Origin of the sequence: Pantanalinema rosaneae CENA516, assembly GCF_050753385.1 — a bacterium.
GTDB lineage: Bacteria > Cyanobacteriota > Cyanobacteriia > Leptolyngbyales > Leptolyngbyaceae > Pantanalinema > Pantanalinema rosaneae.
The window spans coordinates 40570-63370 of record NZ_JBLZFZ010000009.1; the positions used below are offsets into that span (position 1 = coordinate 40570).

At 47.8% G+C, this 22801-nt stretch carries 18 protein-coding genes; 11 read left to right on the forward strand and 7 right to left on the reverse strand.

The window, feature by feature from the left end; all coding sequences use genetic code 11:
• The first annotated feature begins 7 nt into the window (after window positions 1–7).
• Together phaE and ACN4EK_RS06965 are read left to right on the forward strand one after the other, a co-directional pair.
• Window positions 8–1171 (forward strand): class III poly(R)-hydroxyalkanoic acid synthase subunit PhaE, encoded by a 1164-nt coding sequence (gene phaE, locus ACN4EK_RS06960; protein WP_431656992.1) that lies wholly within the window; start codon window positions 8–10, stop codon window positions 1169–1171.
• Window positions 1172–1278: 107 nt separating this feature from the next.
• A complete protein-coding gene (locus ACN4EK_RS06965; protein WP_431656994.1) occupies window positions 1279–2376 on the forward strand; it encodes a class III poly(R)-hydroxyalkanoic acid synthase subunit PhaC in 1098 nt (365 codons plus the stop codon).
• A 228-nt stretch (window positions 2377–2604) separates the two neighbouring features.
• Here ACN4EK_RS06965 and ACN4EK_RS06970 read toward each other — a convergent pair whose 3' ends face one another.
• On the reverse strand, window positions 2605–2904 hold the full coding sequence (locus tag ACN4EK_RS06970; protein ID WP_431656996.1) for a thylakoid-associated protein: 300 nt from the start codon (window positions 2902–2904) through the stop codon (window positions 2605–2607).
• Between the two features lie 323 nt (window positions 2905–3227).
• Between ACN4EK_RS06970 and ACN4EK_RS06975 the strand changes: the two genes are divergently transcribed.
• The 5 genes from ACN4EK_RS06975 (at window position 3228) to ACN4EK_RS06995 (ending at window position 9457) form a co-directional block, all read left to right on the forward strand.
• Window positions 3228–3602, forward strand: coding sequence for a CopG family ribbon-helix-helix protein (locus ACN4EK_RS06975; protein ID WP_431656998.1), 375 nt, complete (start codon window positions 3228–3230; stop codon window positions 3600–3602).
• Window positions 3603–4345: 743 nt separating this feature from the next.
• Window positions 4346–5989, forward strand: a complete 1644-nt coding sequence (gene aceB / locus ACN4EK_RS06980) for a malate synthase A (protein WP_431657000.1) — start codon at window positions 4346–4348, stop codon at window positions 5987–5989.
• A 62-nt stretch (window positions 5990–6051) separates the two neighbouring features.
• A complete protein-coding gene (gene aceA, locus ACN4EK_RS06985) occupies window positions 6052–7494 on the forward strand; it encodes an isocitrate lyase (RefSeq protein WP_431657002.1) in 1443 nt (480 codons plus the stop codon).
• A 132-nt stretch (window positions 7495–7626) separates the two neighbouring features.
• Entirely contained in the window at window positions 7627–7986 is a 360-nt protein-coding gene (locus tag ACN4EK_RS06990) for an antibiotic biosynthesis monooxygenase family protein (protein WP_431657004.1), read from the forward strand.
• 127 nt (window positions 7987–8113) lie between these two features.
• Window positions 8114–9457 (forward strand): FAD-dependent oxidoreductase, encoded by a 1344-nt coding sequence (locus ACN4EK_RS06995; RefSeq protein ID WP_431657006.1) that lies wholly within the window; start codon window positions 8114–8116, stop codon window positions 9455–9457.
• On the opposite strand, the gene ligA is transcribed toward ACN4EK_RS06995, so the two are convergent.
• The gene (gene ligA / locus ACN4EK_RS07000) at window positions 9454–11592 is read right to left on the reverse strand and encodes an NAD-dependent DNA ligase LigA (protein WP_431657008.1); all 2139 of its coding nucleotides are present in this window, start codon (window positions 11590–11592) and stop codon (window positions 9454–9456) included. The two genes, ACN4EK_RS06995 and ligA, sit on opposite strands and share 4 nt — an antisense overlap.
• Window positions 11593–11733: 141 nt before the next feature.
• Between ligA and ACN4EK_RS07005 the strand changes: the two genes are divergently transcribed.
• Window positions 11734–12111 carry a hypothetical protein gene (locus tag ACN4EK_RS07005; protein ID WP_431657010.1) on the forward strand — a complete coding sequence of 126 codons (378 nt, stop codon included), beginning with the start codon at window positions 11734–11736 and terminating at the stop codon, window positions 12109–12111.
• A gap of 38 nt (window positions 12112–12149) precedes the next feature.
• Here ACN4EK_RS07005 and ACN4EK_RS07010 read toward each other — a convergent pair whose 3' ends face one another.
• Both ACN4EK_RS07010 and ACN4EK_RS07015 read right to left on the reverse strand, forming a co-directional pair.
• Window positions 12150–13658, reverse strand: a complete 1509-nt coding sequence (locus ACN4EK_RS07010; RefSeq protein WP_431657012.1) for a UbiD family decarboxylase — start codon at window positions 13656–13658, stop codon at window positions 12150–12152.
• Between the two features lie 216 nt (window positions 13659–13874).
• On the reverse strand, window positions 13875–14573 hold the full coding sequence (locus tag ACN4EK_RS07015) for a PTPA-CTERM sorting domain-containing protein (protein WP_431657014.1): 699 nt from the start codon (window positions 14571–14573) through the stop codon (window positions 13875–13877).
• A 473-nt stretch (window positions 14574–15046) separates the two neighbouring features.
• Here ACN4EK_RS07015 and ACN4EK_RS07020 point away from each other — a divergent pair, with 473 nt between their 5' ends.
• Window positions 15047–16471: an NYN domain-containing protein gene (locus tag ACN4EK_RS07020; RefSeq protein WP_431657016.1), complete on the forward strand. Its 1425-nt coding sequence runs from the start codon at window positions 15047–15049 to the stop codon at window positions 16469–16471.
• A gap of 316 nt (window positions 16472–16787) precedes the next feature.
• Here the strand turns inward: ACN4EK_RS07020 and ACN4EK_RS07025 are convergent, their stop codons facing one another.
• A complete protein-coding gene (locus ACN4EK_RS07025; RefSeq protein WP_431657018.1) occupies window positions 16788–17654 on the reverse strand; it encodes a Cof-type HAD-IIB family hydrolase in 867 nt (288 codons plus the stop codon).
• Between the two features lie 263 nt (window positions 17655–17917).
• Here ACN4EK_RS07025 and ACN4EK_RS07030 point away from each other — a divergent pair, with 263 nt between their 5' ends.
• Window positions 17918–18838: a cation diffusion facilitator family transporter gene (locus ACN4EK_RS07030; RefSeq protein ID WP_431657020.1), complete on the forward strand. Its 921-nt coding sequence runs from the start codon at window positions 17918–17920 to the stop codon at window positions 18836–18838.
• Window positions 18839–18895: 57 nt separating this feature from the next.
• Here the strand turns inward: ACN4EK_RS07030 and ACN4EK_RS07035 are convergent, their stop codons facing one another.
• Together ACN4EK_RS07035 and ACN4EK_RS07040 are read right to left on the reverse strand one after the other, a co-directional pair.
• The gene (locus tag ACN4EK_RS07035) at window positions 18896–19036 is read right to left on the reverse strand and encodes a hypothetical protein (protein WP_431657022.1); all 141 of its coding nucleotides are present in this window, start codon (window positions 19034–19036) and stop codon (window positions 18896–18898) included.
• A gap of 399 nt (window positions 19037–19435) precedes the next feature.
• The gene (locus ACN4EK_RS07040) at window positions 19436–19612 is read right to left on the reverse strand and encodes a hypothetical protein (RefSeq protein ID WP_431657024.1); all 177 of its coding nucleotides are present in this window, start codon (window positions 19610–19612) and stop codon (window positions 19436–19438) included.
• 242 nt (window positions 19613–19854) lie between these two features.
• Between ACN4EK_RS07040 and polA the strand changes: the two genes are divergently transcribed.
• Complete coding sequence (gene polA, locus ACN4EK_RS07045; RefSeq protein WP_431657026.1) at window positions 19855–22794, forward strand: DNA polymerase I; 2940 nt, start codon at window positions 19855–19857, stop codon at window positions 22792–22794.
• The last annotated feature ends 7 nt before the right edge of the window (window positions 22795–22801 follow it).

The window sequence follows — 22801 nt, forward strand, 5'->3', positions numbered from 1 at the left end:
AGCCACCATGAATAATAAGTCAACCGCCTGGGGGGGAGTTGCCGACCAGTTGGTGAATACCTGGACTGAAGTGGGTACCCAAATGTGGAAAAGCTGGTTTGATCTGATGGGGACAGCCACCCAGGAGGCAATGGGGAATACAGGGCTGCGATCGTCCTCGATCGCCCAACGATTTTTTGAGAATCAGCAACTCTTACTCCGCACTCTCCAACTGTCCTTTAACACCTGGAAGGAATCCTTTCCAAAAACCACAACTGGAGAAGATTGGCAGCACTTTCTCCAAAATTATTCCGAGCAGATCCGTCAACAGTTTGAGCAAAGCTCGACCGGCACATTCAAAGCGACCCAGGATGTCACAGAACTTTGGCAACTCTATCTAACGGAGTTACAGGACTTTAGCCAGCTTTGGCTCAGAGCCATGACCTCCTCTGTTACACCTTTACAACAAACTGTCAGTGGTACGAGCACTCCTTGGCTGGAACTGAATAATTTGTATTGGAACTTGCTATATGAGGAGTCTTCCGGCAGTTTGATGCGGAGTCCCCTACTGGGGCCAAGCCGTGAGTTCAATGGTAAGCTATTGCGTGCCTTTGATGCCTGGGCGATTTTTTATCGGAACAGCATCGATTATCAAACTGTGCTCACAGATATTCAGATGCGCTCCTTTGAAGCTCTGATACAGCAGTTGGCAACTCTGGCTGAAAATGGAGAACCCGTTAAGGATTGGCGGCAGTTTCAGCAGATCTGGGGACGGGTTGCCGATGAAGTCTATGAGCAAGCCTTTTGTGCAGAAGATAATCTCAAAATCCGAGGACGATTTTTAAACTCGCTCAATACCTACAGAATCTATCAACAGGACTTGATGGAACTGTGGATGAAATTGATGAATTTGCCCTCCCGTGGTGAAGTTGATGAAGTGCATAAAAACATCTACGAATTGCGAAAAGAGGTGCGAGCCTTAAAGGCTAGTTTGGCGAAGTATGAGGCGCAGGTGGAAGTACATCAACCTACAGCTCCCCATGCTACCACGGATACATTGGCGGCTTCGGCGGATGGAGACTCAGGAACAGCAGCACCCCATCCTTCAGTAACCTCAGCCAAAAGCTCAGACAAACCGCCAGCAAAATCAAGAAAACAGCCTCCTGAAGAGCCCAAGAAGCCATCGCTTTAGTCAATGTGATTGTGAGGCCAGAAATAGGGATTAATTGTCAGTTTGAGCGCTCTGATTCAATTGCTCAGCATGATGCGGAATCTGCTATCAACGAGGGAAAAGAAGCTATGCTGCCGTTTTTCACCCAAATGCGTTTTGAGGATGCCCTTCACGAGTATACAGATCTGACCAGGAAGCTACTCAGAGGGGTTGAGAACCTCAGTCAATTACGCGAAGAAGATATTGAAATTGGTGTGACTCCGAGAGATGTTGTCTATCAGGAGGATAAGATTACCCTGTATCGCTTTCGCCCTGTGGTAGAAAACCCCCTGGGTATTCCCGTGTTGATTGTATATGCGTTGGTCAACCGTCCTTTTATGGTTGATTTACAGGAAGATCGATCGCTGGTTGCCAATCTCCTCAAACTGGGTTTAGACATTTATTTGATTGATTGGGGCTATCCGTCGCGAGCCGATCGCTGGTTAACCCTGGATGATTACATCAACGGCTATATCAATCACTTTGTTGATTTTATTCGGCATCGCCATCATCTAGACAAAATCACCCTGCTAGGAATTTGTCAGGGTGGAACCTTTAGCCTCTGCTACAGTTCGATTTATCCAGAGAAGGTCAAAAACCTGGTGGTAATGGTGGCTCCAGTGGATTTTGAGCAGACGGGAACACTATTGAATATGCGAGGCGGTTGTACATTGGGTTCCGAGGCGATCGATATTGATCTACTCGTGGATGCATTAGGCAATGTGCCAGGTGATTTTCTCAATCTCGAATTTTTGATGCTGAAGCCACAGCAATTGGGAATTCAAAAGTATTTAGATTTTCCCGAAATTGTCGATAGCGAGGACAAACTGCTGAACTTCCTACGGATGGAGAAGTGGATTTTCGACAGCCCTGATCAGGCGGGAGAAGCGTACCGTCAGTTCCTCAAGGATTTCTATCAGCAGAACAAGTTAATTAAGGGTGAGGTCGTGCTGGGGGATAAGTCCGTCAACTTATCCAACATTACAATGCCTGTTCTCAATCTTTATGCTGACAAAGACCACTTAGTTCCTCCTGCCTCTTCGTTAGCGTTAGAACAATACGTGGGTACGCAGGACTATACAGTGCAGTCATTTCCAGTTGGGCACATTGGCATGTATGTGAGTGGGAAGGTGCAACGAGACTTACCACCGGTGATTGCGAATTGGTTAAACGCTCGGGCAACCTAGCCCGTCGATCGCTATCCTAATTAGTTTGCGGGGCTGGAACGAGCTTCTGACCCCGCATCACCCATGTCACAACTTATGCCACACTATTTGGCTAATAATAAACCACCTCCAAACGCGATCGCGTTTGGAGGTGGTTTAGCTATGACCTAAATTTGACACAGTACCAGTTACACTTTCGGCATTAAAATTCCACCTGGAATAGTGCAACTCCAAGTTAAAAAGTTAAGTCTAAGTCACCGTATTCGCTTTAGCCGACTTCTGACGCAACGCCTCAAAGTAGTCGTGCCAGAACTTCCGTTGCGAGTCAATCATCATCTTGTTCGCTTTTTCCTGAGCTTCTAAATAAGCCTTTACCATTTCTTCCTGGAAGCCTAATGCTTTGTCGAATCCTTCCGAGAAGTTGATGTCATCTTTGGTACTTGGCACACTACTCATCCAGGTGTCAAAGAATTGCTTCTGCCAATCGTTGACCTGTTTTTGCCAATCATTGAACTGCTTTTGGTATCCGTCAAAATAGGTTGTAAACATTTAACGCTAAACCGCTAAAGACTCTACCATTCAGATAGACGGAAAGCGGGGCGGTGTCTACCGCTTCCCGATTAACCAATACTTACGATGTCATTATATCTTGAATAAGGATAAGCAATTCTATTCGTTTACAGAAATTTTTAGTAAATAACTCCCATTGATTCCAAGCATTCATTAGAGGGTTGATGAATAGAATGTACTTTTATTAACTGATTAACTTCCTTTGTTAAAATAGAAGCCTCTAGGAAAAGTCTATTAGGCTGTTAGATCAGTAATCCTGGTACATAAAAATCTAGTTATCTCTTAAACCAGCGTCAATAAATATGGCAAATTCTCCTCTGGTATCCATTCGTATTCCACCTGAAACACTCGCACGGATTGATCAACTGGCGCAAAAACTATATCCACCTCGCCGGGAAGGTAAAACTCCTAATCGCTCCCAGGTGATTTTGGATGCCATCAATCAGTTTTTGGCGCAGCATGAGGCAATTCCAATGAGTCATGAGCAGATGTATGACACCCTGAGAATTGAATCTGTTGATCACGAAGAGAAGGAGCATCAACCACCATGCCATCCTGAATCGTTGCCAGACTATCCCAGTCAAGTTAACCCACCTACCCGGGAGTATATTGATTGGTGGTTTAACTACTTCTCATATATGAAAAAATTCTCTGATACCTGGTTTAAAACTAAGTAGTTGAACATCCCTGATCAGTTTAAAAATTAAAAACTTTAATAGCTGATGATACTGTGCCTGTCCAGGTACAGTTTTTTTGATTATAAGGCTCTATGCTAGCCGTTTAGCCAATGTATTACACCCAACATAGGATGATTTAAATTCATTTAATATAGTAGTTTTATTAAACTAAATTTCATAGAGTTTTAGCTCAGTTGTCATACATTTTTCTATGTCATTCTCCTTATGTAATACACTGACATTCAATGTATTTCAAATATATTTGTTAAATCCAGAACTCCTATCTGAAGCCACTTTTAAGCTCTATTCTTAAGTCTTTTTATAAAAAAATTCGTCATATAAACCATTGAAAGTAATCAAGTATTGAATTTATTAATAAATGTAAATTTTATTTTGACAGTTCTCAGAATAGGTTTTGGTGTACTAAAATACAATTTAATTACAAAGACTGCGTCGATCCAACTTTTAGACTGTCAATTAAAGTTTAGAAGTTGAAATTAATTAGACAGTTCTTGAAGCCCTATATTCTCGATAGATACCGAATGAAGTAATTACTTGAGTAACTACTTCATCTAAAAATCAAATTGGTGATCTTGAGAGCGGTTGAATTAAGCCATAAAAAGGTGATCGATCGTTGTGATTCTTCTTTGTTTTTTACTTGTCTATAACTTTCTAAGAGATTGGTTTTGTTAGAACCTACCTAGATATTTGAGATAAGTCATGCGAGGAAAGTGAGAAGTAATATGACCTCTACCGTTGCCACTCAAAATAATAGATTTATCGCTAATGGAGTTATTCTTCGAGGTAAAATTTCTGAGCAGTATGCTGAGATTTTAACACCTGAAGCCCTCGATTTTTTAGCCATGCTACAGCGCCGTTTTGGGACTGAGCGGCTGCGATTACTTGAATTAAGAGAAACGATTCAGCAACAGTTAGATCAGGGATGGCTACCTGATTTTTCATCTGAAACCGTAGAAATTCGCGATCGCGATTGGCAAATCACGGCCATTCCTTCAGACTTGCAAGATCGTCGAGTCGAAATCACCGGATCTACCGATCGCAAAATGGTGATCAACGCGTTAAATTCAGGGACAAATGCTTTCATGGCAGACTTTGAAGATGCCAATAGTCCCACCTGGGATAATATGATATCCGGTCAGGTGAATTTACGTGATGCGGTCGCTCACACGATCGAGTTTTACGATCCCAGCATCGATAAAATTTATCAACTGAAGCCAAATCCGGCAGTGTTAATTGTTCGACCGAGAGGTTGGCATTTACTAGAATCTCATGTTCTAGTGGATGATCAACCCATGTCAGCGTCGCTATTTGATTTTGGTTTGTACTTCTTTCATAATGCGCGACAGCTAATCGCCAATGGTTCTGGGCCCTATTTCTATTTGCCAAAACTGGAGAATCGGCACGAAGCAGCGCTGTGGAATCAGGTGTTTATTGCCGCTCAAGAAGCCCTGAACTTACCGATTGGGACAATTAAGGTCACTGTCTTGATTGAGACGATTTTGGCGGCATTTGAGATGGATGAAATTCTCTATGCGCTGCGTGACCACATTGTGGCGTTGAACTGTGGACGCTGGGATTACATTTTTAGCTGGATTAAAAAGTTTCATCATCGACCTGACTTCTGTTTGCCCGATCGCGACCAGGTGACAATGACCTCACATTTTCTGCGCTCCTATAGCTTGCTGACAATTCAAACCTGTCATCGACGAGGGGCAATGGCAATGGGTGGGATGGCGGCTCAAATTCCGATTCGGGCTGATCCTGTGGCGAATGCCGCCGCCTTAGACAAAGTTCGTGCCGACAAACTGCGAGAAGTCCAGGATGGTCATGATGGCACCTGGGTTGCCCATCCGGCTTTAGTGCCGATCGCTCGCGAGGTGTTTGACCAGCACATGCCGGGGCTGAATCAGGTTTCAGTGGTGCGGGACGATCTCCATATCACTGCCCAGGATCTCCTGACTCTGCCCACAGGTAGCAAGACGGAGCAGGGTCTACAGCAGAACATCTGTGTTGGTATTTTATATTTGACCTACTGGCTGTCTGGTTCTGGCTGTGTTCCACTGTTTAACTTGATGGAAGATGCGGCGACTGCCGAGATTTGTCGGGCACAGGTCTGGCAATGGCTCCATCACCGCGTTGTCTTAGTGGATGGTCGTACCGTCGATCGCAGTCTGTTTCAATCTGTTCTGGCAGAGGCGATTCAGTCTGCCAAAGTGGTACTGAAATCTCGATCGCATTTGGTCACTAGCCACGATCTGCACATGAGCTTTTATCGGGCGATCGACCTATTTGTTCAGTTAGTTACGGCTGAGCGGTTTGAATCGTTTCTGACGTTACCCGCTTATCAGCAACTTGTTGATCTGTAATCACTGCAATTTCATTTCTGCATCATTACTCAGTTCACTTCGGAATTTATAAGAGGTTAATCATGCTTGAACCCAGTTTTGATACTCTGATTTCCAATGCTCCTCAAGGTCGCTTTGATGGGATTCAACGGGCTCACACCCCAGAAGATGTGGTGAAGCTGCGAGGCTCGATGCAAATTTCCTATACGCTCGCTGAAGTGGGTGCTAATCGGCTCTGGGATTTGCTGCACCAGGAAGATTACATTCATGCCTTGGGGGCTGTCACTGGAAATCAGGCAATGCAGATGGTACGGAGCGGCTTAAAGGCAATTTACCTGTCTGGATGGCAAGTTGCCGCAGATGCCAATTTGGCGAATACCATGTATCCCGATCAAAGTCTCTATCCTGCCAATAGTGGGCCGGAGTTGTGTCGGCGGATTAACCGGACGTTCCAACGCGCCGATCAGATTCAACATCTGGATCAAAAAGATAATATCCATTGGTTCGCGCCGATCGTGGCTGATGCAGAAGCGGGGTTTGGTGGTCCGTTAAACAGCTTTGAGATCATGAAGGCTTACATTGAAGCTGGAGCGGCGGCGGTGCATTATGAAGACCAGTTGGCATCGGAGAAGAAGTGTGGTCATTTGGGTGGTAAAGTGCTGATTCCCACGGCGGCTCACATTCGCAATCTGAATGCGGCTCGTTTAGCGGCGGATGTGATGGGTGTACCAACGTTGATTGTGGCTCGTACTGATGCCGAAAGCGCTACCTTGATTACCAGCAATGTGGATGAGCGCGATCGTCCCTTTATTACAGGTGAACGTACTCTGGAAGGCTTCTATCGGCTCAAACCGGGTACAGGCTTGGCCCATTGTATTGCCCGGGGGTTAGCCTATGCACCCTATGCGGATTTATTGTGGTGGGAAACTTCGACCCCGAACCTGGATGAAGCTCGTCAATTTGCTGAAGCGATTCATCGGGAATATCCCGGCAAACTGCTGGCTTATAACTGCTCACCATCGTTTAACTGGAAAGCCAAACTGGATGAAGCGACGATCGCTAATTTCCAGAAAGAACTGGGAGCAATGGGCTATAAATTCCAGTTCGTCACCCTGGCTGGATTCCACTGCCTGAATCACTCGATGTTTGAGTTAGCTCGGAACTATCGTCATGCGGGGATGGCGGCCTATGCTGACCTGCAAGAGGCTGAGTTTGAGAGTGAAGCCCAAGGCTATACGGCAGTTCGACATCAACAGGAGGTCGGAACCGGATATTTTGATGCGGTATCCGTTGCGATCTCTAGCGGTCAATCTTCTACCACAGCATTAGCCACTTCAACGGAGGCACAGCAGTTCTACTTGTCTGCTGAGTCTAACGGAACGAATGTTGGCTTTGCCCATGCGGGTTGTTCTTGCCATGAGACGGATGACCTGAGGGAGTTTGCCAAGGAAGCTTACTATGCGCGGATTAAGGAGGTTTACAAGGAAATTGAGGAGTTTGCGCGGGTTGATGATGATTGGATTTAAGGAGTTGTGATGTGAGGAAAGGGGATGTGCCTGAAGGTACATCCTCACCCCTGAAATCATGCTCTCAAGGACTTTGCTATTTTCAAGTGCTTTGCTATTTTCACAGGATTACCATTGGAGTTAGAGAACCGTATGAGTAGTGATTTCCATGATTGTTTGAAACGTCAACTCGTTCATGTTGCGATCGGGGAGTTTAAACCGGGGCGCTTTGCTGAGGCACAGCAGTTGTATGAGCAGGCTGTTTCCACCTACGATCAAGGATTTAAGGGCGCTTACCTGTTACAGGAACCGGGCACCGATCGCGGCATTTCCGTGATTTTCTGGGACAGCGTCCATGAGATGGATATGAATCAGGCTCAGGAACAGCATCGAGCGATCTTGCGAAAAATGACTCCTTTGTTTATCAATCTGCCCAAAATCGCCATTTACGAGGTGGTTTCAGAAATTACTCCGACTCCGGAACAGTCACCCTTGCTAGTGGCTCAGCACTAGTGATGCAGTAGTCATGGCGTGAGGTGGGATGGTGACAAGATGCCATCCCCCGACGACCGATCGGCTGCATTGAGAGCGACTATAGCTGAATTTGCTCATTGAGTAAGGAACCAGGATACAGAAGTCAATGCTCAACCAAGTTTATGACGTGATTATTATTGGCGGTGGTATTGCAGGAACGGCGCTGCTGTATGCACTGGCAGAATTTACAGATTTAAACCGGATCGCACTGTTAGAGAAATATCAGGCCGTTGCCACGGTCAACTCTAAAGCAACCCATAATAGCCAGACAATTCATTATGGCGATATTGAAACCAATTACAGTCTGGAAAAAGCTTTAAAGGTACAACGCTCTGCCCAAATGCTTGTTCGCTATGCCAGTCAGTTGCCGCGATCGCAGCGCGAACAGGTGATTTATCCATTTCCCAAGCTGGTTTTAGGAGTTGGATCTGAGGAATGTGGACGGCTACGACAACGCTATATTCAATTCAAGCCATACTTTCCCAAGATGCAACTGTTGGAGAAGGCACAGATTGCGGAATTGGAGCCAAAGGTTATCCGGGTAAATGGATACGATCGCCCGGAAGAAGTCGTTGCGATTGCTATCGCTGATGAATATACCGGGGTAAATTACGGACTACTGGCTCAGTCATTTGTTGAACGTGCCCAATCAAACAGCCATAAAACAATTGATTTGAAACTGGGAACTCCTGTCCAGGCGATCGAACCTGTAGGGTCAAACTATCGGGTGGTGCTGGCGGATGGGGCGCTGATGGCTCGGTTTGTGGTGGTGTCAGCCGGAGGGCACAGTCTATTATTCGCTCACCGCATGGGAATTGGTCTGGAATATTCCTGCCTGCCGATCGCGGGCAATTTTTACTTCACACCGCAAGTATTAAATGGCAAGGTTTACACGGTGCAAAATGATCAGTTACCTTTTGCTGCCATTCATGGCGATCCCGATGTGTTGGCACCGGGAAAAACTCGCTTTGGGCCCACGGCGTTGCCATTACCGTTGTTAGAGCGGGGCAACTGGCAGACACTGGCGGATTATTTACAAGTGCTGCGGCTGGATGGGGCAGTGACACAGGTAATGTGGGATTTATTTAAAGTGCGAGACATTCGGAATTACATGTTCAAAAACATGGCGTTTGAATTGCCATTAGTGAATCGCCGTTTGTTTCTGAAAGATGCACGAAAAATTATTCCTTCTTTGCAACTAGAGGATCTGGAGTTTGCTCAGGGTGTAGGAGGAATTCGCCCCCAACTAATTGATAAAACCCGAGGGCAGCTAATTTTGGGTCAGGCAGAAATTGATTTGGGGGGTGGGATTCGGTTCAACATCACGCCCTCACCGGGGGCGACCAATTGCCTTAGTAATGCGGAACAGGATGTACTCTGCATTCAAGAGCATTTAGGCTGCCGGTTTGATCGATCGTGGTTTGCGGCCAAATCTGCTTTGGCAATTTAGGAGGTTTCTAGCCATTGCAAGAGTTCTGCTTCTGACAGGATGGGAATGTTGAGCGCTTGAGCTTTTTCTAGTTTTGATCCCGCTTCACTACCGGCGACTAAATAGTCGGTTTTTTTACTCACAGAATCGGTAACTTTGCCCCCAGCTTGTTGAATTAACGCTTTTGCCTGATCGCGTTTTAAGCTGGGTAATGTGCCGGTAATTACCAAGGTTTTACCAGAGAGCGGTTGGGTAGCAGGATCGATCGCGACGGGTTTGCTTTCACCGACGAACTGTAATCCTGCCGCTTGCAACCGTTGGATCAAGTCCTGGTTGGCGGGAGTTTGGAACCAGTGATGGACGGCTTGGGCGATGATGTCACCAATGCCAGAAACGGCGGCAATATCGGCGATCGTGGCTTGCAAAATTACTTCGACACTAGGAAAGCGATCGGTCAAAATCTGGGCGTTCACACTGCCAACATGGCGAATGCCTAAGCCGTATAACACCCGTGACCAGGGTTGTTGTTTAGACGCGGCGATCGCCTGCACGAGTTTCTCAGCCGATTTCTGCCCCATCCGTTCCAGAGTCAGCAGTTGATCTGTAGTGAGATCATATAAGTCGGCAACGGATTGGACTAAGCCTTGATCAACTAATTGCACCACCCATTTTTCACCCAATCCATTAATATCCAGAGCATCGCGGGAAGCCCAGTGTTCCAACGATCGCCGGAGAATGGCGGGACAGGAGGTATTAATGCAACGAGTCACCGCTTCATCTTCAGGCTTTTCCAACGGTTGCCCACACTCTGGACAATGGCTGGGCATCTGGAAGGGTTGAGTATTGGCGGGACGTAATTCATACAACACCCGCACCACTTCGGGAATAATTTCTCCGGCTTTGCGAATGATTACCGTGTCGCCTACTCGGATGTCTAATTCGGCAATGCGATCGCGGTTATGCAGAGTTGCCCGTGAGACGGTGGTTCCGGCTAACTGAACGGGTCGCATTTCTGCCAGGGGGGTGACGGCTCCCGTCCGTCCCACATTGACACTGATCCGTTCAACGATCGTTGGGGCTTCTTCGGCAGGATACTTGAGGGCGATCGCCCAACGGGGGAATTTTTGGGTAAAGCCCAGACGATGTTGTAAGGCAAGGGAGTTGACCTTAACTACGACTCCATCGGTCATATAAGGCAGTTGGGTGCGCTCCGTTGACCAGCGATCGCAATAGTCCTGTACGGCTGAGAGCGAGGGACACAACGCTCCTTCCGGATTCACCCGAAATCCTAAATGTTTCAGGGTTTGCAACACGTCCCATTGGCTTTGGGGAGTGGGCAGTTCCGGGTCATTGGTGGTAGCGAATTCAGGATTCAGGTCTTTGGGTTCAGCCAGCAAATTTAGCTGGATCTGGTCAGTCGTCTGATTGGCTGGTGTTCCTGCCGGGGGTAAGTGCAGTGTGTAGGCAAAAAAGTCTAACTTGCGTCGCGCCACAATTTTTGAGTCTAGTTGCCGTAGGGTTCCGGCGGCGGCATTGCGGGGGTTGGCAAACAACGCTTCGCCCGCTCTTTCCCGTTCCTGATTAATCGCTTCAAAGGAGGCTAAGGGCAGGAAGGCTTCCCCCCGCACTTCGACTAAGGGGGGAGGATTCTCTAGATTGAGGCGCAACGGAATCGATCGAATGGTTCTGACGTTCTGGGTGATATCTTCTCCGGCAATGCCATCACCTCGGGTAGCTCCCCGGACTAAAACGCCGTTCTCGTAGGTGAGGGCGATCGAGGAACCGTCAATTTTTAGTTCACACACATAGTCAAACTCAGTTACAGCCGGAGCCACCCGTCGCCAGCGTTCCTGCCACTTTGCCAAATCCTCATTACCAAAGGCATTTTCCAGGCTGTATAGCGGAATGTTATGTCTAACGGAGGTGAACTGACTGGCAGGACGCTCACCGACGCGCTGGGTGGGGCTGTCGGGGGTAATCAGTTCTGGGTAGCGAGTTTCGAGATCCAGCAGTTCATAATACAGCTTGTCATAGACTGAATCTTCCATGATCGGCTCGTCCAGCACATAGTAGGCATAACTGGCTTTCTGCACCAATTGGCGCAGTTCTACTACCCGCTGAATCGTTTCTGGAGTAACTTGCTCTAAATTTTCCATCCTGTATGCCCCAACCCATCACCCTAGTTTAGCTGTGAGCCTGATGGCTCAACCGTGGTTTTTCCCCGGTCAAAACTGAAAATATCGAGTATCCTGCAAAGTAGTCGTCCTTATGTATGGAAGTCAGTCCGGGATAGGCAGATGCGAGTTTGGTTAACCTGCTTTATTTTGCTGTTTGGTGCTGCCGAGTTGTTTCAGTGGATGAAGCAATTCTCGTTACCGTTGCCAGTGTTTATTCTGGGCGGTGTGTTTTTGGCGGTTGCCTCTAATTATGACAAGTTAACCGATCTACCCTTTCATTTGGACTATGAGGAACCGCCTCTGCCTTCTCCGCCCCCAAACTCAGGAACACTCAACCAGAATGCCGCTGCTCCGGTGCAATCCGAAACCGCCGCCAAACCATCGACCCGCCCAGTGTCATTCACGCTCCGGAAACCGAGTGCCCCATCGCCCCGATCGATCTCCTTTACCATCCGAAAACCAGGCAATCCCTTGCAGCAGGATCGGCAACCGGATTGATAGGCGGCATCTAGAGCGCGATCGGGATTGTCAGCGATCTAACCGACTTCGTAACCAAACAGATTGGGATTGACTTCACTGAGGTTAATGTCTGCCAAGCCATATTCTGCCCACCGGCGATCGACCATTGCCGCTACGGATGGATCAGATTCCAACACTTCACCCCATTCATGTTCCGTTTCGGGGGGCATCTTAGTGGTGGCATCAATGCCCATGCGTCCGCCTAAACCGAGCTTTTGACTGGCAAAATCCAGCGTATCAAATGGCGTATCCGGCAGAATGAACACGTCCCGCGAGGGATCTACTTTGGAGCTAATCGCCCACACCACCTGACGCGGATCGCGAATATTGATCGACTTGTCCACCACAATCACGAATTTGGTGTAGGTAAACTGGGGTAAGGCTGACCAAAATGCCAGGGCGGCACGACGAGCTTGCCCCGGATAGGCTTTATCGATCGAAATCACCGCCGCCTTATAGCTCAAGGCTTCCATCGGCAAAAAGAAATCAACAATCTCAGGAATCTGTTGCCGCAGAATTGGGGTATAGATGCGGTTGAGCGCGATCGCCATCATCGCTTCTTCCTTGGGTGGACGACCGCTAAAGGTTGTGAGATAGATCGGATCTTTACGGTGCGTCAGGCAATGGAAGCGGATTAACGGTGAATCTTCCACCCCACCGTAATAGCCCATGTGATCACCAAATGGCCCATCCGGTAACATCTCGCCTGGGGTAATCGTCCCTTCCAGGACAAATTCGGAGTCGGCAGGTACTTCTAGGTCTACTGTTTTACATTTCGCCAGATTCACCCCGGAACCCCCATATAATCCGGCAAACAACCATTCCGATAAATCCACCGGAATCGGCGTTGCGGCTGCCATGATGATTAGGGGATCAACGCCTAACGCGATCGCGACTTCCAGCTTTTTCCCCTGTTCCGCCGCTTTTCTTAAATGTCTAGCTCCCCCTCGCACCGAGAGCCAATGCACTGTCATCGTATTTTTGGACTGAAGCTGAAGCCGATATACGCCGACATTCGGTGTGCCAGTTTCGCAATCCTTCGTGATCACTAATCCCAGGGTAATGATCTTGCCCGCATCCCCCGCATAGGGGCGAATCATCGGAATCTGGTTCAGATCCACCGCATTATCTTTGACCACCACCTGCTGACAGGCTGGAAATAAATCCCGTTGCGGCTTGGCTTTCAGCACATCAAACAGCACCTTACCAAACTCGATCGCCTGCCCAAGTTTCTTCGGGGGTTTGGGTTGTTGCAACATCGCCAGCCGTTTACCTAGATCCTCCAATTCTTCCGGCTGCTGCATATTCATCGACCAGCAGATCCGCTCCACTGTGCCCATCAGGTTCGTCGCTACCGGATAGGGTGATCCTTTGACCCGTTCAAACAGCAGAGCCGGTCCCCCACACTGCAACATCCGGTTAGAAATTTCGGCAATCTCCAAATCCGGATCGACTAACGCGGAGATGCGCCGCAGTTGTCCCCGTTGTTCCAGCAGTTTGATAAAACCCCGCAGATCTCTTGCCATGTTGTGAAGCAATGTAAAGCGTCCATCTTCATTATGAAGCTCCGAGGGCGATCGGTACACGATCGCTGACAACTATGACCGTTCCCCATTGGTTGAATTGGTTAATTTGGCAGAAAGCTGATGCAAAAGGAGGACTAAAGCAATAGTCCTCCCTCAGAATAACGACATTCCGTTTTATGCGTTTAACCTTTTCAGAACCCCAAACATTGGGTGAAATTAACCATCCACTTCAGTTTTCCGTTTACGGATTGCCGCGACCCCCATTGCTAGGAGTCCAGGTAGCAGGGCGGGGGTCGGAACGGGGGTGTAGTCGTAGGTGATAGCGGCTCTTAGCCCACTGGTTGAAGCTGAGCTGACTGAAACATTACGAACATTGTTGACCCAAGAGTCTAAACTTCCATAGAAGTTAACGTCAAAGTTGCTTGCTCCGGTAAATTGCCCCAAGGCATAGCTATCGGTGTAGGTGGATGGGTATGAGCCGAACCAGTTATTAGTTTGGCTGTCCGATGCCGTTGCCCCTGGTGTCAGCGTCTGGTAAACAGATGCATAAGCTCCGTTATTGTACCCACTCCACCACCAATTCCCCTGCGGCATAAGGTAAGCATAACCATAGGTGGAAACTCCTGCCGAGATGTATCGGTCTTGGTCATCATTGTTGGTTACTGCGATGCTGGCGGTAGAGTCACCTAAGATTTGATAGGTGACGCTGTTTAAAGTGCCCAGGGCCGCGTTGAAATAAGGTAAGGGGCTGCTGCCCAGAAAATACCACCCATCATCATAGTCATTACTACTAAAGGAGAAGGAGGAGGTTTCGTGCGTGATGCTGGCAGCATTGACCGCTTCTGGTGCTACAGCAATTACCGACAGAGCGGCTGCGATCGCTACCGCAGAAAACACAGGTGTTTGAAGTTTCATACGTTAATAGCTTAAGGGACAGATGTTCGATCTCACGTAGCTGAAATGAACCCTGAATTACAGCCTGCTTTTGTAAATGAGGCATGTAATCTAGCAGTGCACCGACGGTAGATAGAACAAGACACCCTCTACTTCAGTTTCAGTCAACTGAATATGTCTTGCTTGGCTAGGACATCACCTGAAAGCATTCACTTAGAAGATACGGTCAATCATTACCTCAAGTGAGTTGACCTACAGGAAACCTAGCTGGACAAGCCTCGCATTCCACTCAGTTGCCAGTCCTGATTCGTTACTGTTCTAGTTATATGGGAAGTTCTAGGAATTTACCTATCCCAAGACAGTAAATTTACTGATTTTTTACATTCAAAGGATTAATTGACATCCAAGAGACGTTTCCACCCCGCTTGACCCGGAAAAACTTGACTTTTTCCTGTAGAGGATCCTTATTGGTATTGCCGATCGCACCACTGCCTGTGAACGACCCTACGATCCTGCGTCAGATTTGTACTGCTATTACTCGGGCGATCGCCGTCGTCCATGACCAAACTCCCGAACTGCTGGTGGAAAAGTGCCGAGCGTTACCCTGGCAGCATCCGGCTCATACTCAGGTGTTTATTGAAAAACTATCGGCAAAGTTGGCGGCGATCGCCACGACTGATCAGCTAATCCAGGAAATCGAAAAAGTTCTCAAGTTACTATTGCTGCCTGCCTGGTTCGAGTCTGTTGCCTTTCCAACACTCACCCAACAAGTTCGCGAACTCCTCCATCCTGACACGACCCAGCCAGTCGATCCAACAACTTCCCAACCCGCTTCAACGGAAACGTTCGATCGTCCAAAAACCCATCTCAGCGAGATCGCGATTCTGCTATTGGATGCCGAAAACCTGCAACCCGATCTGGAAACTGAAAAATTTCTCGCCAACACCTGCACTCATCCCCTCCGGGTGAAAATTGCCTTTGCCAACTGGCGTAAATTAGGCAAGTATGATCAGGAGTTACACGATCGCGGCTATGACCTGATGCATGTTCCATCCGGGAATGATATGGCGGATGGCAAGATGATTGCGATCGGGTCGTCCATCCACGAACATTACCCAACTGCCCGCGAGATTTTAGTCTGCTCCTCTGATAAAGTCATGACCAGCCTTTGCACCAAACTGCGGCAGAAGGGCTTAATCGTCTATCAGGTGCGGAAGCAAAACGACGCTGTGACCATCCTGAACTCCGAAACAGGAGAAATTAAGACTTACCCTGATAGCCCTGCCCCTGAAATACCAACATTGGAAGAGGGAATAGCCCAACTCAAACTGTTGATCCAGGCTGAACAGGCTCGGATCTCTAATCTATGGATCAGATTGTCGAGAGTGTCCCAACTGTTCAAGCAACACACGGGAATTACGATCAGCCAAATGCTATCAACTTACTGTCCAGGCAAAAAGGCAAGAGATCTATTTACCGATCGACCAACGGACTTTGTCGTCCATCAACCTTCAGAAGAAACAGAACCATTCATTACCCTATTTGAGTTACCAATTCAGCCAGCTAACTCAGGAGCGATCAGCTTAGAAAATAATGGACAAGGTCAAAGTGTAGCTGTTCAAACCAGCTCTGACCTAGCCAAGCAACCACCACAACCTCAAACGCCGCCCCTACCCCAAACTGCCGCTGAGTTAGAACAATCGATCGTTGAGCTACTCAAGCCACTGGCTAAGGCGACTGCAAACGGTTGGGTGGACATCAATGTGTTGGGTACTCAGTTTTATCGGGTTTATCAACAACCAATCACCGCAGTGATTAAGAAATTAGCCATACCACAGAAATATTCGGCATTCCTCAGATCCTGTAAAACGCTGAAAGCCCAACAGCAGGGCACAACCTGGCAGGTGGGACTCAAATAACTATTTCTGATATGACAAAAGGATGACAAATCTATGACGGTCGGTTATAGTCTAGGGGTGTGAGGAGCGAACCAGCGAGAGCGCCGAGACGAAACACGGACAGTCGTCGGCGCTCTTTCTGATCTTAAAGTTCCAGCTTGTATTAGTTTTAAAGATAATAGTTAGCTCTAAAAATAAGTTCTTCCAATGTTTCGATCAGATGACAAATCTATGACAGTCGGTTATAGTCTAGGGGTGTGAGGAGCGAACCAGCGAGAGCGCCGAGACGAAACACGGACAGTCGTCGGCGCTCTTTCTGATTTAAATTCCAGTGACATCACAGTAAAAATTTCTCGATCGCCACAGCCGCTCCATCTTCCTCTACACTGGGAGCCACCCAATCGGCGATCGCTTTAACATCATCTGGGGCATCTCCCATCGCTACACCAATTCCGGCATACTGAAGCATTTCGAGATCATTAAAATTGTCGCCAATGGTCATGACCTGATGGGGTTGCAGACCTAAATACTCTTCTGCCAGATAGCGGACGGCGGTTCCTTTATTGACTAGGGGATTGGTCGCCTCAAAAAAAGTGGCAACGGAGGTTGTGAGATAGAGTTCGGCGGGGGTGTACTGTGCCCGCAGATGTCCCAGAATGCGATCGATCAACAGGGCATCATCCGTCAGTGCCAAGACTTTGGTGGGTTCTCGATCGAGGGTGGTGCGTAGATCGCCAACGGCGATTGGTTGAATGCCTGAACGGGTAGCATAACTCCGACTTTCGGGACTGAGTTCACGCACATACAACTGATCCTGAATGTAAAAGTGAACGGAGAGCAGATCCCGGAGTTCGGGTTGTTCAAAATAATCCAGCAGTTGAGCCGCGAGATCTTTGGGAACTGTCCAGTGGCGGAGGACGGTTTGAGTGGTTGGGTCTTGAATCAGTGCCCCTTGGTACGTCATTAACGGTAGATCGGCTCCCAGGTCATGATGGAATCGTAAGGCTGAGCGATACATGCGCCCGGTGGCGATCGCGACTTTGATGCCTTTAGCTTGCACCGCCTGAACGACCTGTTTGACGGAGGCATTAATCTGGTTGGAGATCCCCGCGATCGTGCCATCAATATCTAAAACGAGTAAGCGGATATCAGCCGGGTTAGCACTGACGGACTGGGTGGGCTGACTAGCAGGTGATTGCTGCATGATGATGACTCAATTTCCCGTGAATTCATTATTGAGGCTAACATTGATCATCCGTTTCGTTCGGATACAGGGCGATCGATCACCGTATGGCAGTTGTCATGTCGGGACAGATTGGATTGATCATGCAAGGGGGAATAGAGATGAACCGCGATCGCCCAAATCTTGAACGCTTGGTCAGATCACTAGCGAACAATCTGCAATTTTTTCGTGCATCCTGGGAATGACTGCCGATAATGAAGACGGCATGAATCCAGGTGTGAGCTATGAGTGAAGTCCAGGGTCGTCGTCGGGCGAGCCATCGGGTACTGCTGGCAGTCCTATGGTTAACATTATTAGTGTTGGCAATGAAGCTATGGATTGGTTGGGCAACCCAGTCGATGAGTTTAGTGTCCCAGGCATTACATACGCTACTGAGTGGCTTTAGTATTTTCTTGAGCCTGGTCGCCGTATCGTCGCGGCATGGCATTGAACGGGATTTGTGGGGACATAGTAAGGTCGAAGCGGTTTTGACCTTTTTGCTGGTTGCCTTTTTGGGGTTTGCGGGATTTAACTTGCTGGCGATCGCGGTGCAACAATTGCAATTACTGGTGTTGAATCCGGGGATTCAGTTCCCGATCAAAATTACCCTACCATTAATCCAAATTCTGGGATTGGCGGCAGCCATTAGCTTTTGTCTTAGCTTTTTTATTCGGTTACAGGCTCGGCTTCTGGAAAGTTCAACTCTGCGTATGAGTGTGGCGCATAGTTTGCAGGATAGCTGGTTAGCGTTGTTCGTGTTGGGAGGATTGGTCGGAATTTGGCAAGGACTGACCTGGATTGATCCGATCCTGACGTTGGTGATGGTGGCTTTACTGATGCTGAATGGTTGGCAGTTACTCAACCGACAGTTGCCGTCGATGTTACAGCAGGTGGCGATCGCGCCGGAGGCGTTAGCAAAAACTATTCATCAAGTGGAAGGAATTCTGCATTGTTACGACTTACGATCGCGGGGCATTGTTGGTCGCCTGGTGTATGTCGAAATGCACCTGATCCTGCATCCCGAATTTGCCAGTGTGACCCGAACTGTGATTGAGCGGGTAGAACGGGCGTTACGCCAACAATATGGCCCAGTACGGATTGTGGTTTACATTGATAGCGATCGACCTAGCCCAGACCATCCGGCTCAGTCGATCGCCCAATCGTGATATTTAAGGGTGAGTGATGGAAAACATCCTTCTCGGTGAAGGAATTGGCGAAAATCCCTAGGGAAATAGCGCGACTAGGAGTAAAAATCCCACAGTGAGTAGGGCGCACTGCACAAACAGGGGTAGTTCAGAATTTCCCGTTTGGGGTAAGCTTCTGGCGTGAGTGGTGCTATGGAGGTTGGCAAGCCGTTTCGTCATCAGTTCCTCCTGTTGACTTGAGATAGGAGAGCACTACAATTGCCTCTGACTATTAAGACAATCTTTAGCTTCTATAGTTTCCGCTTTCCTGATTATTTGCTTCCGTAATCCTACCATCATTATACTTTTCTGTATGTCAGGACTGTCGTATATCTGCCAGATTTACAGAATCAACATCAATTCTTGCTTTCCATTTCAGGTTTTTAGCATGATGTTGTCAGCAGTGATACCAGGCAAGAAATGTATGGCAAATTTGATCAGAAAAGCCATTGTAACGCTGGACTCAAGCCAAAAACGGCTAACTCACTAAAATTTATTAAACTTAAACTTGTAACAGAAACCTCTAACTATTCGCAGGAATTCATAGTTCAGAAATGGAGCTTGATTGGCAGTTTTAATCTAGGGATTCTGGTAGGCGATCGCGGGTAATTCTGTTGGCTGAGTTGCTTCTGAATAGTTGAACAATGTGAGACTGAGGATAAGTAATAATCCTAAAAATGCGAGGGGCAACGCTGCCATTTTCACAAATAGTTCCAATTCGCTGTTTTGTTCCCAGTATTGCAGCTTAGTTTTCATGGTCTAACCATCCTGTATTGACATGAGAGAGTTGATCATTAGAGCAATGTTGGCTGCTAGCTCTGATAGTTCCTAAATTAGGGCAGGATTGACCGACAAACCTCCCACCAGAGACTTAATCTAGGGAGCGATCGACCTCTGCCGTTTGAATTAGGTCGGTTTGGGGATCAAAGTCTCCCCTATCGATCCCGGCTGAACTCGATACAATGGGGCATGTCCATCCACTCACTCAGGTCAATCCCTTGGCTGCCGATCCTTCTTCCACCAAACCCATGTTGATTCTCGTTGACGGGCATTCGCTTGCCTTTCGCGCCTATTTTGCGTTTGCTAAAGGTCGTGATGGAGGGCTGAGAACCAAAAGCGGCATTCCGACCAGTGTTGCCTATGGTTTCCTGAAGGCATTGTTGGAAGTGATGGAAACCGAACAGCCGCAGTATGTGGCGATCGCATTTGACATGGGGGAGAAAACCTTTCGGCATGAAGCAGATACCACTTATAAGGCGGGAAGACCGGATGTGCCGGAGGATTTTTTACCTAACCTGGCAAATCTGCAAGAGTTATTAGCAGTTTTGAATTTGCCTGTGCTGACGGCTCCTGGTTATGAGGCGGATGACATTATTGGGACGCTAGCTCGTCGTGCCAGCCAGAATGGATTTCAGGTCAGGATTCTGAGTGGCGATCGGGATTTATTTCAATTAATTGATCCGGATGAAACTGTCAAAGTGTTGTATCTCAGCAGCACGTTTGGTAAAGGTACCCCTCCCCCTAAGGAGTTTGGCGTGGAGGAGGTGAAGGCTAAGATGGGGGTGTTACCGTCGCAGGTCGTGGATTTTAAAGCGCTGTGTGGTGACTCTTCGGATAATATTCCTGGGGTGCGCGGTATTGGGGAGAAGACAGCAACTCAATTGCTGAATACCTATGGTTCGCTAGAGCAGGTGTATGCGGCGATCGAGCAGATTAAGGGAGCCACCCGCAAGAAGCTGGAGGAGGGACGAGATAATGCCCTGCACTCACAATATCTGGCACAAATTCATCTGGATGTGCCACTTGATATTGAGCTAGAGAATTGTAGATTAAAAGGGTTTGATCAAGATGTGGTTCTACCCTTTTTAGAAAAGCTAGAGTTTCGTTCGTTTATTAAGCGGTTTCAAAAACTTCAACAACAGTTTGGCGGTAGTTCAGTAGAAGCGATCGCGGAGGTGGAGACAACACTAGACGCTTTACCTGAACGACCACAGATTGAGGGACTGACGATCGCGCAGGAGGATGATGATCTGTGGTTCTTTAGCCCGGAAGAAACCGAACTCGCTCGTAGCAAACCGAAGATCGTCCTGACTCCCCAGATTATTGACACGCCAGAAAAACTGCAAACTTTGGTGCAATCGTTACAAACGCGCAACCACCCGGAAACACCCGTTGCCTGGGATACGGAAACGACTTCTCTGGAACCGCGTGATGCCGGGTTGGTGGGGATTGGTTGTTGTTGGGGAAATCAGCCGAATCAAGTGGCTTATATCCCGATCGGGCATACAAATGGTGCCAATTTGAATCGCGATCTGGTATTAGAGGCGTTGCGCCCAATCCTGGAGCATCCGAACTATCCGAAGGTGTTGCAGAATGCCAAGTACGATCGCCTGGTATTGCAATTTCAAGGAATTCAGCTGGATGGTGTTGTCTTCGATACGCTGTTAGCCAGTTATGTGATTAATCCGGAGGAAAGTCACAATTTAAGTGATTTAGGACGCAAGCATCTAGGGATCATTGCGAAAAGCTATGAACAATTGGTTCCTAAAGGTAAAACGATCGCGGACATCGAGATTCCAGCCGTAGCGGATTACTGCGGGATGGATGCTTATACCACGTTTCAACTGATGCCAATTTTGATGGCAGAACTAGAACAAACTCCAGCCCTAAAACAATTACTTTTAAATGTAGAGCAACCCTTAGAACCAGTGTTGGCGGCGATGGAAGCGTTGGGAGTGCGCATTGATTGTGCCTATTTGAAGGAACTATCTCAACATTTGGAGCAAGAGTTAGCGGAAATTGAACAACGGGCTTATGAAATAGCCGGTGCAACCTTTAATCTCAGTTCTCCAAAACAGTTAAGTCAATTGTTGTTTGAGACGTTAGGACTCGATCGCAAGAAGTCCCGCAAAACGACGTTGGGGTATTCTACGGATGCCGTGGTATTGGAGAAATTGCAGGGTGATCACCCGGTGATTGATGTGATTGTTGACCATCGCACTTTGGCAAAACTGAAGTCTACCTATGTTGATGCGTTGCCTAACCTGATGCGGCAGGATACTGAGCGAGTTCATACCAATTTCAACCAAACGATTACCGCTACAGGTCGCTTGTCCTCATCGAACCCGAATCTACAAAATATTCCGATTCGTACAGCCTTTAGTCGGCAAATTCGCAAAGCGTTTATTCCAGAACCGGGTTGGGTGATTGTGGCGGCTGATTATTCCCAGATTGAACTCCGGATTTTAGCGCACCTGAGTCAAGAACCTGTGTTAATTGAGGCATACCAAAATCGACAAGATGTGCATACGTTGACCGCACAACTGCTGTTTGAGAAGGAGGCTGTCACGGTAGAAGAACGGCGGTTAGGTAAAATTATCAACTTTGGGGTGATTTATGGCATGGGAGCCTCGCGGTTTGCTCGGGAAGCGAATGTCGCTCGTAAACAAGCCCAAACCTTTATCGATCGCTTTAATGAACGCTATTCCAGGGTATTCCGTTATTTGAAGCAAATGCAGCAAGAGGCGATCGCCCAGGGGTATGTGGAAACGATTCTGGGACGGCGACGATACTTTAACTTTGCGGGTTCGGAACTCAAGAAATTGCGAGGTATGCCTCCTCAGGAATTAAATCTGGATAGTATTAAAACCCGTGATAAGAATGATGCTCAACTCCTGCGGGCAGCGGCAAATGCCCCGATTCAAGGATCGAGTGCGGACATCATTAAAGTGGCAATGGTTAAACTTCAGCAGCAGTTAGCGGGGTACAATGCCCGGATGTTGTTGCAAGTCCATGATGAACTGATATTAGAAATGCCGCTTGAGGAATGGGATACATTAAAATCGACAATTCAGTCAACAATGGAATCGGCGGTAAAACTGTCTATCCCATTAATGGTAGAAATTCATGCCGGAAGTAACTGGATGGAGGCGAAATAAATCTTTC

Excerpts from the sequence above, each read along its gene's own strand:
- phaE (WP_431656992.1), top strand. The coding sequence starts at position 8 with ATGAATAATAAGTCAACCGCCTGGGGGGGAGTTGCCGACCAGTTGGTG.
- ACN4EK_RS06965 (WP_431656994.1), top strand. The coding sequence starts at position 1,279 with ATGCTGCCGTTTTTCACCCAAATGCGTTTTGAGGATGCCCTTCACGAG.
- ACN4EK_RS06970 (WP_431656996.1), bottom strand. The coding sequence starts at position 2,904 with ATGTTTACAACCTATTTTGACGGATACCAAAAGCAGTTCAATGATTGG.
- ACN4EK_RS06975 (WP_431656998.1), top strand. The coding sequence starts at position 3,228 with ATGGCAAATTCTCCTCTGGTATCCATTCGTATTCCACCTGAAACACTC.
- aceB (WP_431657000.1), top strand. The coding sequence starts at position 4,346 with ATGACCTCTACCGTTGCCACTCAAAATAATAGATTTATCGCTAATGGA.
- aceA (WP_431657002.1), top strand. The coding sequence starts at position 6,052 with ATGCTTGAACCCAGTTTTGATACTCTGATTTCCAATGCTCCTCAAGGT.
- ACN4EK_RS06990 (WP_431657004.1), top strand. The coding sequence starts at position 7,627 with ATGAGTAGTGATTTCCATGATTGTTTGAAACGTCAACTCGTTCATGTT.
- ACN4EK_RS06995 (WP_431657006.1), top strand. The coding sequence starts at position 8,114 with ATGCTCAACCAAGTTTATGACGTGATTATTATTGGCGGTGGTATTGCA.
- ligA (WP_431657008.1), bottom strand. The coding sequence starts at position 11,592 with ATGGAAAATTTAGAGCAAGTTACTCCAGAAACGATTCAGCGGGTAGTA.
- ACN4EK_RS07005 (WP_431657010.1), top strand. The coding sequence starts at position 11,734 with ATGCGAGTTTGGTTAACCTGCTTTATTTTGCTGTTTGGTGCTGCCGAG.
- ACN4EK_RS07010 (WP_431657012.1), bottom strand. The coding sequence starts at position 13,658 with ATGGCAAGAGATCTGCGGGGTTTTATCAAACTGCTGGAACAACGGGGA.
- ACN4EK_RS07015 (WP_431657014.1), bottom strand. The coding sequence starts at position 14,573 with ATGAAACTTCAAACACCTGTGTTTTCTGCGGTAGCGATCGCAGCCGCT.
- ACN4EK_RS07025 (WP_431657018.1), bottom strand. The coding sequence starts at position 17,654 with ATGCAGCAATCACCTGCTAGTCAGCCCACCCAGTCCGTCAGTGCTAAC.
- ACN4EK_RS07030 (WP_431657020.1), top strand. The coding sequence starts at position 17,918 with ATGAGTGAAGTCCAGGGTCGTCGTCGGGCGAGCCATCGGGTACTGCTG.
- ACN4EK_RS07035 (WP_431657022.1), bottom strand. The coding sequence starts at position 19,036 with ATGACGAAACGGCTTGCCAACCTCCATAGCACCACTCACGCCAGAAGC.
- ACN4EK_RS07040 (WP_431657024.1), bottom strand. The coding sequence starts at position 19,612 with ATGAAAACTAAGCTGCAATACTGGGAACAAAACAGCGAATTGGAACTA.